General features: G+C 39.3%; 7 protein-coding genes. 6 read left to right on the forward strand and 1 reads right to left on the reverse strand.

Features of this window, described 5'->3' with window-relative positions:
• The first annotated feature begins 62 nt into the window (after window positions 1–62).
• Entirely contained in the window at window positions 63–2,030 is a 1,968-nt protein-coding gene (locus tag C228_RS0100595) for a site-specific recombinase (protein WP_018650792.1), read from the forward strand.
• A 61-nt stretch (window positions 2,031–2,091) separates the two neighbouring features.
• Here the strand turns inward: C228_RS0100595 and C228_RS0100600 are convergent, their stop codons facing one another.
• On the reverse strand, window positions 2,092–3,870 hold the full coding sequence (locus C228_RS0100600) for an AMP-dependent synthetase/ligase (protein ID WP_018650793.1): 1,779 nt from the start codon (window positions 3,868–3,870) through the stop codon (window positions 2,092–2,094).
• A 154-nt stretch (window positions 3,871–4,024) separates the two neighbouring features.
• On the opposite strand from C228_RS0100600, the gene pgaA reads away from it, so the two are divergent.
• From pgaA to C228_RS0100630, 5 genes are all read left to right on the forward strand, one after another.
• Window positions 4,025–6,445 carry a poly-beta-1,6 N-acetyl-D-glucosamine export porin PgaA gene (pgaA, locus tag C228_RS0100605; RefSeq protein ID WP_018650794.1) on the forward strand — a complete coding sequence of 807 codons (2,421 nt, stop codon included), beginning with the start codon at window positions 4,025–4,027 and terminating at the stop codon, window positions 6,443–6,445.
• A 13-nt stretch (window positions 6,446–6,458) separates the two neighbouring features.
• Window positions 6,459–8,231 (forward strand): poly-beta-1,6-N-acetyl-D-glucosamine N-deacetylase PgaB, encoded by a 1,773-nt coding sequence (gene pgaB, locus C228_RS0100610; RefSeq protein WP_018650795.1) that lies wholly within the window; start codon window positions 6,459–6,461, stop codon window positions 8,229–8,231.
• A gap of 13 nt (window positions 8,232–8,244) precedes the next feature.
• On the forward strand, window positions 8,245–9,480 hold the full coding sequence (pgaC, locus tag C228_RS0100615; RefSeq protein ID WP_018650796.1) for a poly-beta-1,6-N-acetyl-D-glucosamine synthase: 1,236 nt from the start codon (window positions 8,245–8,247) through the stop codon (window positions 9,478–9,480).
• Between the two features lie 4 nt (window positions 9,481–9,484).
• Window positions 9,485–9,769, forward strand: coding sequence for a peptidyl-prolyl cis-trans isomerase (locus tag C228_RS0100620; RefSeq protein WP_018650797.1), 285 nt, complete (start codon window positions 9,485–9,487; stop codon window positions 9,767–9,769).
• Between the two features lie 805 nt (window positions 9,770–10,574).
• A complete protein-coding gene (locus C228_RS0100630; protein ID WP_018650799.1) occupies window positions 10,575–14,162 on the forward strand; it encodes an autotransporter domain-containing protein in 3,588 nt (1,195 codons plus the stop codon).
• The last annotated feature ends 53 nt before the right edge of the window (window positions 14,163–14,215 follow it).

Below are 14,215 nucleotides of genomic sequence, written 5' to 3' on the forward strand. Positions count from 1 at the left end.
TCCCGTAAAATAGGTTCAAAATTATTGAATTTAATGAAAGATAGGAACAAATATAATCAAATATGCCAAAAATAAAACTAAATGAAATGACACTTTCCTCCTTTGTTACCCAACAAATCGAACAAAATGATGCTTTTACTTTATTGAACGGCTTATGTCAGTGGCTTAGAGCCGGCAAGCCGGAACAAGCGGTCGAAAAATTAGAATTTTTTACCAATTTACTCAAGCAACAGCCGGAACTCGCTCAAGCGGTTGTTACGCTAATCTGCCGTTGGCTTTGCCAGTTACGTTTATATCCGATTTTAGTCAGTAGCGGCATTTTAGGTCGCCAAGGTTTCGGACCTGAAATGCGTAATCGCTTATATGAGAAGCTCAACCCGTCATTTAAAGATGTGAATGATTTACGTGATGTGTTTATTTTGTTGTTTTGCGATCGGCATGATGTGGATTGGATTAATGCTATTCCGACCAAAAGTTGGTTAAATTTTCTAAATACGTTAGATCGCAATGTAAGCGAGCAGGATAGAGCTTGGCTGTATGAGCATATTCGTCACGAAGGATTATTTGCGATCAAAATGCTTTCAATTTGGATTGCGGCAGAGGATTTGGAGCCGGAGTTAATTCGTTTGGATCGAACTCTGTTAGATGCGGATTCGCCGTTTGTTGCATTGCAAAAAGAAGTCTTTCAATGGCTGGAGGCTCGCCGTCAAAATCAATACTATGACGATAGCCACTTACAAGTGATGTTTAGCCAATCACGTGAATTGGTGGATCGCTTACAGAAAAAAGGATCGACAGCAGGTTCGTCACTTGGCGTGGCGCACTTACTTGAGCGTTTAAGCCAAACGTTAGACCGTTTATCCATGTTGATGGAATTATTTTCTACCAACCGAGTTGCTCGTTTGCGCGTGTTGCAAATTACCAAAATGTTGGCGGAAGCTTCGGCAAAGCAGTACAGTATTTCCGATTTATGGAAACAGAGTGTCAAAATGCTTTCTCGCAGCATTACTCAACACACCAGTGATCACGGCGAACACTATATTACCCGTGATAAAAAAGAATATTTCAGTATGTTTTATTCCGCTGCTGGCGGTGGGGTACTGATTGCGCTTATGGCGTTATTTAAAGTGTATCTAGGCGGAATGATTGACGATAAAGTCTGGAAAGGTATTGCGGAAGGTTTGAACTACGGTATCGGTTTTACCATTATCTTTATGTTACATTTTACCGTGGCGACCAAGCAGCCAGCGATGACTGCCGCGCGTTTTGCCGAGGCAGTCGAACGAAACCCGCAGGGCAGAGCGGTGAATATGAAATTGGCGCAATTGTTGGTGGATGTATTGCGTTCACAAAGCATTGCAGTATTGGGGAATGTGATTGTGTCGATGAGTGTGGCGGCATTGATCGCCTATGGCTATACAAAACACACCGGCAAAACGTTATTAGACAGTGAAATGGTACAATATCAGCTAAGTTCGATTGACCCGACCAAAGGGACGTTATGGTTTGCGGCAATTGCCGGTTTGTGGTTGTTCTGCTCGGGGATTATTTCCGGCTACTTTGATAACCGCAGCAACTATTTAAATACCCGTATGCGGTTAAGACAGCACCCGTGGTTAAAGGCGATTTTACCGTTATCCATCCGAGAGAAATGTGCCGACTATGTGCATGATAATTCAGGGTCGATTATCGGTAACTTAGGATTTGGTATGCTGCTTGGTATTACCGGTGTGATCGGTTATTGGTTAGGGCTGCCGTTAGATATTCGCCATGTAGCCTTTTCTTCGGCGAATGTCGGTTATGCGGTGGTGAGTGACTCATTGGGTTGGCAGGTATTACTGCAAAGCATTTGCTTTGTGTTGATGATTGGTGCGGTTAACTTGATTGTTAGTTTCTCTCTAACACTATGGATTGCATTGCGTTCACGCAATACCGAAATTGATAGCTGGCGGGAAATTTTAAAATGTTTATGGGAAATAATTCGTAAGCGCCCGTTAAGTTTATTTTTACCGGTTCAGTTGAATAAGTAGTAAGACAATACAAGCGGTTAAATTTGTAAAATTTTTTACAAATTTAACCGCTTGTTTTTAGCTAGTTATACATTGCTTCAATTTGCGGACGATAGCGTTCTAGAATGACCTTACGGCGTAATTTAAGCGTTGGCGTGAGTTCTTCCATATGGATACTAAAAGCTTGCGGAAGTAGAGTGAACTTTTTAATTTGTTCGAAATGGGCAAGCTCTTGTTGTAACTCTTCAATACGTTTTTCAAATAATTGAATAACCGCCGAATGCTTGATTAATTCAAGGCGGTCATGATATTTGATATTCAATTGCTTAGCGTATTCTTCCAAAGCCTCGAATGAAGGTACAATCAGTGCTGATACATATTTTTTTGTATCCGCAATCACTGCAATTTGCTCAATAAATTTATCTTTAGTCAATTTACCTTCAATATATTGCGGAGCTATGTATTTGCCGTTTGAGGTTTTCATCAGCTCTTTAATACGGTCGGTAATATAAAGATTGCCATGTTCATCTAATGCGCCAGCATCTCCGGTACGTAAGAAGCCGTCTTCAGTAAAGGCTTTAGCGGTTTCTTGCGGATTTTTATAATAGCCTTTCATCACCATGCCGCCACGAACCAGAATTTCATTATCTTCGCCGATTTTTACCTCGGCATTTGGCATGAGCGTGCCAATGGAGTTTAAAGCAAAGTTGCGATCTGCCCAGCAAGAAACGGTAGCGGTTGTTTCTGTCATACCATAGCCTAATTTCACATTAATACCGATGCTATGAAAAAATTCCCCGATAGCTGGTTCTAATTTTGCACCGCCGCAAGGCATCATTTTGATATTACCACCTAATAATGCACGTAATTTTGAAAGCACCAGTTTATCCGCAAGTTTGTAAGCGAAAGTTGCTTTTTGTGTATGAACGAAATGTTTTCCCTGCTTTAATGCCCATTGGAAAAGCGCTCGTCGATAAAAAGGCGCTTGTTTTACTTTATCAAAGATAGCGCTATACATTTTTTCGTATAAACGTGGAACCGCACACATTAGCGTTGGTTTGACTTCGGCTAATGCCGAGCGTACTTCATTGGTGTCTTCCAAGTAACAAACGGTTGCGCCTTTATGTAATAAATAAGCTACCCAAGCGCGTTCGAAAATATGCGAAAAAGGTAAGAATGACAGTGACACATCATCATGTCCTACCTCGGGTAAGGCTAAATCGTGAGCTTGTAGCTGGTGAGCCAGATTTGAGAAGTCTAACATTACACCCTTAGGCGTACCGGTCGTTCCGGAAGTATAAATTATGGTAAATAAATCATCGAGCTGGATGCTGCTTAGACATCGGATGAGTTTAGGGTGATATTTTCCGGAACTTTTTCCTAAGAAATCATTCCAACCACACGACGAAGAAGTATTGTCAAGCGTTTCCTCAAGATGAGGTTTCATGACAATGATTTTCTCGAGCGAAGGACAGTTTTTAGCAATTTTTAATGCAACACCAAGCTGTTCTTGATCTCCTACGAACAAGAGTTTGATGTCCGCATTATTAATAATTAATTCAGCTTGTTTGGCGGTATTTGTCGCATAAATGGGTACAGTTACAGCACGAATCTGTAACGCACCTAGATCCGCTATAGTCCATTGCGGCATATTGTGAGCAAAAATGCCAATTTTATCTTGTATTCCAATACCATGAGCTAGTAATGCGAGAGAAACTTTATCAATCTGTGATTGAAAGTCTTGCCAAGAAATATCCACCCATGTGCCATTTTCCTTATGGCGTAAAGCGGTCGAGTTTTGTAGCTTTTTTGCTTGTTGTCGTACTCGATGAACGAAATGGAAGTCTAACGGCTGATTCATATAAACCCTTTATTTATTAGTTTAAGCTTACGCATGTATGCTAATTTAATATTTAATAAAGATAAAAGCTAGATCCTAAGTAGACAAAAAGCGAACAAATGTGAGCTGAAAATCTACATTATTATAAATTTTAAACACATTATGGATGTATCTTATGGGTATCAAATTTAATCACGTTGTGCTTGCCCTCCTCTCAACTACAGCTGCAAATACGGTTTTTGCAAATCAATCTCCGATTGATGTTAAACGTGAAGAAATCGTTATTTTCGCACGTCAAGGAGATAGCCAGCTTGAACAAGCTATTACTCAAATGTCGGCTTTATATAAAAAGACACAAGATCAAAAAGTTCGCGACGATTTAATCGCATTGATGGTAAGGAAAGGTCAATTTAAAGAAGCGACACAGGTCTGTTCGAGATGTAATGTAAATAGTTTCTCGGAAAGCGAGCTAGAAAATTTGGCAAAGGCATATCGCACAAGTCAAAATCTTCCAAAATCCCTTCAGTTATATGAGAAGCTACGCAGTTCTTATTCTCAAAATCCAAATGGTCTGTTAGGTAGTGCGCTTGTTGAAACGGAATTAGGCAAATATCAAGATGCTCAAATTCATCTTGCTCAATATAAGCAAAAGTTTGGTGCTGATGGCGGTTACAAGGACGCATCAAGCTTTCTGTTAGATCAAACGGAACCTGAATTAGCTAAATTAGGGCGTTGGCAGGAGCAGATTAAAGCTAATCCTTCGAATCATAAATTGGCAATACAGCTTTATCGGTTAGCGACTAAATTGAATGTTCATCCGGTTCAAGATCAGCTTGTGCAAATCTATCCCGAGTTGTTTACAGCAAAAGATAAAGCTTGGTTAGAGCATAGCAAAGTGATTTCGGCGGTAAAAGGCAATAGCAGTTTGAAAAAAGTTGAACTGCAAAATGCACATAAACGCTTAACACACGTGATTGAAAATATAGATACTGAAAATCCTTTGTATCAACAAGCGATCCAAGACCGTTTAGCAGTTGCTAATCGTTTGAATAATAATGAATTGGTAAGAGAGGATTACCAGCGATTAATTGCTTTAAATAAAGGCATTCCGGATTATGTGAAAGAAGCTTATGCGGATACATTATTAAGAGAAGGTTCCGCATTTAAAGCATTAGATATTTATCAAGAGCTTGAAGCAAAAGAACGCGCGCAACATAAGGTTGTTAGTACAGCACTGTTGTTTAAATTGATTAGTGCTTCAAGCGATGCTGGCTATTTCCAACAAGCACAAGATTATCAAGATCAAATTCGTGAGAGTGAAACAATTTGGGATTTCACACGTACGACTCGTTTAAGCAATTCGAATTATGAGCGAGCTTATTACAACCAAGTCAATCTGTATAACTGGCGTGGTGATAAAAGTACGGCGATTGAGAAATTAGTGGATAGATTAATGCACCGAGTACCGGGTGATCCTTGGACAATGTTGGCGTTAAGCGATTTGGAAAGTTCTCGTAATAACCATGACCGAGCAAACTTTTTGGCAGATAAAGCAAGTCATTTCTTAGGTGAAGGAGAGCAAGGCGCTTATAAAAATCAGCGTGCCAATATTGCATTTAGTCAAGGGAATTTACGAGAAGTTCGTAAGTTGATAGACGGCTATACAGAGGAAGAACGTGAAGGTGCTGAGTCGGTTTTAAAAAATTATGAAGATGCTCGTCGAGGAAGCTTCACCGCTTCATTTGGGGTACAACGCCAGACTGCCCCAAAAAACAAATCAAGTAATGAAACCACACAAGAGTATTATTTGAATTCGCCGAAAAGTGCGGACGGACATTATGCTTATGTGCATTATGCAGAAGAGAAGGTACCGACAGAAGATACAGTGTTAAAACAACGTCGTATTGGTGTAGGTACATATGTAAATTTGTATCCTGTTAATGTGAATATTGAAGCCGGTAAGGGGATTAAATTACATGATAAAAGTTATCTATCATTAGCGACTTCTTATCAGTTTAATCAGCGCTGGCGTTTTGAGCTATCAGGTAATCTGAATGGGAGTGGAACACCAATTAAAGCAATTAATCAAGGTGTTTATACGAAAGATATTGGTTTCACTACGACGTATACCTATCGCGATTTGTTCCGTGTCGGTGCCGGTATTAATGTGATGAAATTTGATGACGGCAATCTGCGTAAATCGTTTTATGCATGGGCTTCAGCAGAAACATTCAGAAAAGATCGTTGGACTTTAACCAATAATCTGCGCTTTGATTATCAACGCAATAAAGAAACTGCTTCAGCATGGTATTACAACCCATTAAAAAGCCGCAATATAGAATTTGGTGCGGATCTCAGTTATTGGCAGCCAATGAATTATGGTTTGGCTTTAACACACCATACCCGAGCGAGTGTTGGTCAATATAAACAGCAAGGACATAAAGCGGAGCGATCTTGGTCGTTAAGCTATGGACATGATTGGCGTATTACCAAGAAAGTGAGTTTATCTTATGAGATTGGTCGTAAGAAAAATATCTATGATGGTGATGCGGAATTCAATAATTACGGCAACATAAATCTTTCATATTCTTTTTAATGGGTGAAGCAAAATGATATTAAAAAAACTCGGTCAGACATTAGCGGTCTGTTTATCGCTATTTTTTGCAAAGGCATTTGCTGCCGACACATATAGCGTTCTCGCTTATCACTCAGTAGTAGATGAAAGTGCGCCTAAGGATAAACGTCTTTATGTTTCACAAACCATTACCGCACAGCAATTGATTTCGCATTTTAACTGGTTTAAAGCGCAAGGCTACAATGTGGTGAGCTGGCAACAAGTTCTGGATGCAGAACAAGGAAAAACAACTTTACCGCCGAAAGCCGTAGTAATTTCTTTTGATGACGGTTACGAAACGATGTATAGCGTGATTTATCCGTTGTTAAAAGCGTATAACTATCCGGCTGTTTTTGCTCCGGTCTCCAGTTGGATTGACACGCCGATGGGCGGAAAAATCCAATACGGTAATGAAAAGCTGGATCGTGCTAAGTATTTCACGACTTGGCAGCAAATTGATGAGATGCAAAACAGCGGTTTAGTCGAAATCGCTTCACATACGCATGATTTACATCATGGCGTAAAAGCCAACCCCGGTGGCAGCCAGCTTGCTGCGATGATTGCTCCGGAGTATAAAAACGGTAAATATGAGACGGAAGCTCAATATAAATCTCGTCTGTTAAACGATATGAAAATGTCGGTAAGCCTGATTAAGAAGCATACGGGTAAAGCTCCAAGGGTAATGGTATGGCCATATGGTGCTTTTAATGATACGGCGATTGCATTGGCAAAACAAGCGGGTATGCCATATCACTTTACTTTGAAAGAGAAAGTTAATCATGTCGGTGACACTCATATCGGACGTTTTTTGATTGATGCGGAATCTAATTTTGCCGTGATTGCGGATTATTTAAATCGTACGGAAGATGCGGAGAACGAATCTTCCGTTCAGCGTGAGTTACATATTAATTTAGACCATGTATATAGCCCTGATCCTGTGGTGTTTAAAGCTAATTACGATGCGCTGATTAGCCGTGTTGCTCAGTATGGCGTTACGGCGGTGTATCTGAAAGCTTATTCGGATCCGGATAGAGATGGGATTATCAATGGTGTTTATTTCCCAAATCCGCATTTACCGGTAAAAGCAGACATATATAGCCAAGTTGCTTGGCAGCTAAGAACTCGTGCTGGTGTTAAAATTTACGCTTGGATGCCTGCTTCAATTGAAAGCTTGCCAAGCCATGTGCGAAGTGCGGACGTGATGAAATCACTGTATAAAAATCTTTCGCTGTATTCTAAAGGAGACGGTTTATTCTTTGATAGCAAGATTGGTAAGGATAAATGGGCAAGCCATGATGCTGCCTCTATTGAATTTACCAAAGAGTTGAAAACGGCTGCTGAACCTTATTTATTTTTCGGTACGCGTCACCAAAAGTTATTAAGAAATATTAATCCGGTCGGACAAAACTTTAGCCAAGATTTGGTGAGATTCAGCAAAGAATATGACAGGGTATTAATTGATGCAAGACCTTATTCTTTAGGTGGCGTAACAACAGCCTCACAAGCGAAAGACTGGTTAAAGGATATCACTCATATTGTTAAAGATACCGGTATTTCAAGTAAGAAAGTATTATTCGACTTCTCAATTGTAAATCCGAAAACATCTGAAAATGTTTCAACAAAAGAATTAATCAGCTGGATTAATGTATTGGAACGAAACGGCATTATGAGTTTCGGATATTATCCGAATCGATACTTATTTGATGAAACGGTGCTTAAAGAGTTGAAACCTTATGTATCTAGTAATAAAGATATCACAAGGAAATAAGCAAGGTGGTGATATGATTCTAGAAGTATTGAGTTTATTTGTATTTGCTTATCCCGCTGTAATGGCGTTTTACTGGGCTGTAGCGGGAGGGGTTTATTTCCTATTTAAGGAAAAACTAAAAGTTCCACCGAAATTCAGTGAGATGAGTAAAGAAGATGTGCCGCTAGTAAGTTTGATGGTTCCTTGTTATAACGAATCGGATAATTTAGATGAAGCCGTGCCACACTTACTGAATTTGAAATACCCAAATTATGAACTGATTTTTATCAATGACGGCAGTCGTGATAACACTGGCGAGTTAATTGATAAATGGGCAAAAACCGATAGTCGTATCATTGCTTTACACCAGAAAAATTCAGGTAAGGCAAGTGCACTAAACAATGGTTTAAAAATTGCGAAAGGTAAATACGTAGGTTGTATTGACGGTGATGCGGTATTGGATTACATGGCTCTGGATTATATGGTGCAAGCATTAGAATCTAATCTGGAATATGGTGCGGTAACCGGTAATCCTCGTGTGCGTAATCGTAGTACTATTTTAGGCCGTTTACAAGTATCGGAATTCAGTTCTATTATTGGTTTAATTAAACGGGCGCAGTGCCTAATGGGGACGATTTTTACCGTATCAGGGGTGTGTTGTTTGTTCCGTAAAGACGTGATGCATGAAATTGGTGGTTGGAGTACCAATATGATCACAGAAGATATTGATGTGAGTTGGAAAATTCAAACATCCGGCTACGATATCTTTTATGAGCCTCGTGCATTATGTTGGGTATTAATGCCAGAAACGATAAAGGGGCTGTTCAACCAGCGTCTACGTTGGGCACAGGGTGGTGCTGAAACGATGATGAAGTATTTCCCTAAAATTTGGCATTTAAAAAATCGCCGTTTATGGCCGATGTTTGCCGAATATGTTATTACTGCTGTTTGGGCGATTTCATTGGTGAGCGCGATGATTACAAGCGCATACCAATTGGCTTTTGACGGCAGTATAAACTTTATCAATTGGGGCTCATTAAAGCCGAGTATGGCAATTTTATTTATTGCGTTTTTTGCTCAATTAAGTATCAGTCTTTATATCGATAACCGTTATGAAAGAGGGGTAGTGAAGTACGCTTTCTCATGTGTATGGTATCCATGGTGGTATTGGATGTTAAATACGGTCACGTTGTTATGTGGCATTCCTAAAGCCATTTTCCGTAATAAATCAAGATTAGCAGTATGGACAAGCCCAGATAGAGGAGTATAAGGATATGCCAGCACAACAATTACAAAAACTAATGATCATCAATAAAACAAAACAGCTCGGGTGGAAGATTCGCTTAAAAAGTATGTTTTTAACCGCTTTAACCTGGGCGGTTTGGTTATCTATGGCATTTATGGTTTATGAATACCGACAACATATTTTAGATAACCCAGTGTTGGATGTTTATTACATAGGTGAAGTTATTCTGATGATGTTTGCAATTGTATTCGCTCTGATTTTTTGTACCATTTGTTGGTCATTTTTAGCGAAAAGTAGACGTAAGAATCACTAATCGTTATGCTTAAAAGCCCCTAGTTGCATGCTCTAGGGGCTTTTTTATGGCATCAAGCGGTCAATTTTATATGATTTTTTACCAATTTATGGACAATATAGTGTTGCATTATGAATAATTTTATTGCAACTAAATTACTTTGTGTGTCTCAATATTACAACCTTTCTCTTGGTCATACCTTTCTCTTAGCGTAGAAAAATTTATTCTTGCCAAACAATATTCAGACAAAATTAAATGAATTTTAGAGAGTTATCGCTCTTATTTTTTTATTTTTATTGTTCGTTTTTAGAACTGAAAAATATCTTATTTAATTTAATTAGAAAAAATAAATAAAAAAAGTGAACTATTTTTGCATATATACACTCTATTAAATGCCGTATTTATTGAAATAAGAATGGATATAAAAATATTATCAAATTATTTATTATGTAAATAATTGTAAAAATAAAAAATTATATTTGGCTGAATTCTTATTTAATTTATACGAATTTTTTTGATTTTTTGAACAGAATAAACTTCTGGTTTTTTTAACGACCGACATATCCCCTAATCCCTTTTAGCACGTTATGCGAATTATAATTATTACTGATTTGATTTATCAGTGATTTTGCATAATTTTTGTCTGATTTGTTTGCGTTTCTATGCAAATATCCGGTTACATATTTCATTTTGTCAATCAAATGTAAGTTTAAGACTTGTCGGTCATCTGACTTGATCTAAATTTATGGATGAGTAAAATCTGCCACGCAAACGGTTAATGAACGATCGTTTTGTGGTTCTTTCATATAATAAGAGGTGTAAATCTATGAAAACAAAATATTCTGCCTTAGCAATTGCCATTATATCGGCGACCACAAGTTATGCTCAGGTTGATAATTTTTCTAACAATATTAAAACTGATTTATATAACATTAAATCAGATTTGGGTGTTTATTCTCGTTATCAACCAATCTCTTGGTTTAGACCGGTTAGTAATTCAGGTACTCGAATTACTGACCACACTAGAACAACGAATGAAGGCACTATTCGTACGGTGACTGAAACTCGTAATGGTGTTACGACTCAAACAATTTATAAAACGATGAATGGTGTTACGACGATTACGAAGATTGTAGATGGTGTCGTAGTTTCCGGATCAGATATGAATCCGCCGACAACTGAGCAGGTAACGCCACCTGAAAATGGAAATGCTTCGGATACTGAACCACCAACAACAGAGCCGGTAACAGAACCAGAACCGGTTGTAGATGTAACAAAACCTGAAAATGGAAAAGGTCCGGAAGTTGAACCACCAACAACTGAGCCGGTAACAGAACCAGAACCGGTTGTAGATGTAACAAATCCTGAAAATGGAAATGGTTCGGAAGTTGAACCACCAACAACTGAGCCGGTAACAGAACCAGAACCGGTTGTAGATGTAACAAATCCTGAAAATGGAAATGGTCCGGAAGTTGAACCACCAACAACTGAACCAGTAACAGAGCCGGTTACAGACGTAACAAACCCAGGAAATGAAAATGGCCCAACCACCGAACCACCAGTAGTTGAGCCAGAGAAGCCAGTAGTAGAACCGATTGCAGATGATACTCCTATTAGCCCTTCGTATCCTATTGTAATCAAGCCAACGCAGCCGTCAAGTCCAACTTCTCCGATTGAAGCGAGAAATGTGCCGAGAACAGGTGTAGTTTGGAATGATATTTCTAGAGGTTACGACCCGGAAGATCCAAATAATAAAGCGAATGTAGAGCTTAAGGGTGAAGGCGTAACGGTTGCTGTTGTAGACAGTGGCTTCAATAATCCTACTGTAGCGAGAGATATTCAAAATAAATTCGGTCGTCGAGGAACAATCTTAAATACTGGTAGATATGCGCCAGCGGATGCAACGCATGGTATTCAGGTTGCAGAGATGGTTGGCGGTAATACTGCAAATGGTGTGGCACCTAGAGCTAATTTACTTTTAGCAGATATTACAAGAGTGAATTCAGACGGTTCTTCCGGTCTTTTAGCGACAGCAGATATTTATAACCAATTATGGAGCCGTGGTGCACGTATTTTCAACCAATCTTACGGTATTCCTAAGCAAGTAACTTACTTTAATGATAATCCGCGTTCTGCTTATTACTATGGTCACCAATTTAGCCAGGATCTTTTAGATTTCTATACTGATGCGGTTGATAAAGGCGGTTTATTTGTATGGGCGGCAGGTAATAACCGTGGTGAACGTGAGTCTTTTCCACAAGCGGCGCTCCCCTATTTTGAAACGCAATTAGAAAAAGGTTGGTTATCAGTTGTTGCATTAGCTGCTCGCGATAATGGTCGTTTAGGTGATTTCTCATGGTCTAACTTATTACCATATTCACAAGCAGGTCTTGCGAAAAACTGGACAATTTCTGCAATGGGTGACTATGTATTTAATGTGAAAGGCAGCAACTATATCGCAAGTGGTTCATCTTTTGCTGCACCGGCAGTAACAGGCACGGCAGCACTTGTTAAACAAAAATATCCGTGGATGGACGGTAACCTAATTAAACAATCAATTCTTACGACTGCGACTGATATCGGCGCTCGTGGTGTAGATGATGTATATGGTTGGGGTTTACTTGACGTTGAAAAAGCGGTGAAAGGCCCAGCTCGTTTTGATAGCCGTATCACGCTGGGTGAAGATGTAAATGTAACCATCCCACAAGGTAGCTACACATTTGAAAATGATATTTCGGGTGATGTGGGCTTAGTGAAAAATGGTCAAGGTGAATTAGTACTTACCGGCGCAAGCTCATTTACCGGTGACACAATCTTAAATGAAGGTGCGATTACGATTAATGGTAAGAGCTATGGTTCTGCGGTAAACGTAGGTAGAAATGGTACTTTAATTGCAAATAGCACCGTATTATCAAACGGTGTAAGCAATGATGGTGTGGTGGTAAATAACGGTAATACTGTGATTGAGAACGGCTATGCAGCATCAGCAAACGGTACTTTAGTATCAAGCTTAGACTCTAAACTTTCAGTTAAAGGTGGTGTGGATTTAAATAACTCAACCCTTGTGTTAACGGCAGAAAAAGACGGCCAAGCGCAATATATTACCGCAAAAGGTGTAACGACTGAGGCAATTACATCAGATAGCGAAATTAAAGGCGACTTCGGTGTGGTTGAAACTACAACTGGTCTCTTAAATGCGGCGGTAAATAAAGCAGCTGAAAACGTAGTTGCAGCGACATTAAGCCGTCAAAACGTAGAAACGTTTGTTGCTAACAGCGAAGCACGTGATGCAATGACTGAAAGTGTTGCAAGCAACTTAGAAAGTTCATTCTCAGCATTAGATCGTCGAATTGATGCAAATAATGCGGAAAATTCGACCGCTTTCGCACAGGATGCTGCGTTATTACAAAATAGCCTTGCAGCGGTTTCAGCGGGTCAAATGGCAGTGTTAGACAGCCTTTCTGGTCAAATTTATGCATCGGCACAGGCATTAACATTCCAAAATGCAGAAACGGTAAATAAAGATTTAACCAACCGTCTTACCATGTTAGGTACATTAAACAATGCAGATAATACTGCAGGTGTTTGGGTATCGGGTATCTATGGTAACGGTAAGTTAAAAGAAAACGGTTTTGGCGAAGGTAAAACGAAAACTTACGCAGGTCAAATCGGTTTCGATAAATTAGTCAGCGATAACTTTATTTTAGGTACCGCAGTAAATTACTCAACAGCGGACGTGAGTTTCGACCGTTACGGTGGTAAATCGGATGCGAAAGGCGTAGGTATATCATTATACGGTCGTTGGAGTAATAAAAATGCGCCTTGGTACTTCCAAGGTCGTGTAGGTTACGGTTGGGTTGATTCGGATGTGGAACGTACCATTATCTTAGATTCAAATAACAGCAGTACTGCGAAAATTAACCATAAAGATAAAGTGATCTCAGGTTACTTCGAAACAGGTTACGATTTTAAACAAAGTAATTTCACCTTCACGCCATATATTGGTGTGAGCCATAATGTGGTAAAACGTGGTGCATTCAGTGAAACCAACAGCCAATTTGGTTTAACTGCAGACAAAGCGACTTACCAACAAACAAGCGGATTAGCGGGTGTACGTATGTCACAAGCAATCAACTTTGAGAGTGGTGTGAAGACAACCTTACAGGGATATGTAAACCACCAAACTGCATTTAATAATGAAGATTTAAGCTTCGATGCAAGTTATACCGGTTTACAAAATGCAGACTTCCGTGTGAAAGGTATTGGTCTGGCGAAAAATAAAACGTGGGTAGGTGTTGGCGCGCTAACTGAATTCACACCGAATACTGCGTGGTATTTAAACTATGACTTAAAACTTGAGCATGGAAAAGGTAAAAACAATGTGTTATCAACGGGGGGGCGTATAAGTTTTTAATTAAATAATATACTCTAAATTTACATACATATTTCTTTCCATTAATAAAATAG

It is taken from the genome of Actinobacillus capsulatus DSM 19761, assembly GCF_000374285.1.
Lineage (GTDB): Bacteria > Pseudomonadota > Gammaproteobacteria > Enterobacterales > Pasteurellaceae > Actinobacillus > Actinobacillus capsulatus.

Bases quoted from the DNA above. Each gene is read 5' to 3' on its own strand.
- pgaA (WP_018650794.1), top strand. From the start codon at position 4,025: ATGGGTATCAAATTTAATCACGTTGTGCTTGCCCTCCTCTCAACTACA.
- C228_RS0100600 (WP_018650793.1), bottom strand. From the start codon at position 3,870: ATGAATCAGCCGTTAGACTTCCATTTCGTTCATCGAGTACGACAACAA.
- C228_RS0100595 (WP_018650792.1), top strand. From the start codon at position 63: ATGCCAAAAATAAAACTAAATGAAATGACACTTTCCTCCTTTGTTACC.
- pgaC (WP_018650796.1), top strand. From the start codon at position 8,245: ATGATTCTAGAAGTATTGAGTTTATTTGTATTTGCTTATCCCGCTGTA.
- C228_RS0100630 (WP_018650799.1), top strand. From the start codon at position 10,575: ATGAAAACAAAATATTCTGCCTTAGCAATTGCCATTATATCGGCGACC.
- C228_RS0100620 (WP_018650797.1), top strand. From the start codon at position 9,485: ATGCCAGCACAACAATTACAAAAACTAATGATCATCAATAAAACAAAA.
- pgaB (WP_018650795.1), top strand. From the start codon at position 6,459: ATGATATTAAAAAAACTCGGTCAGACATTAGCGGTCTGTTTATCGCTA.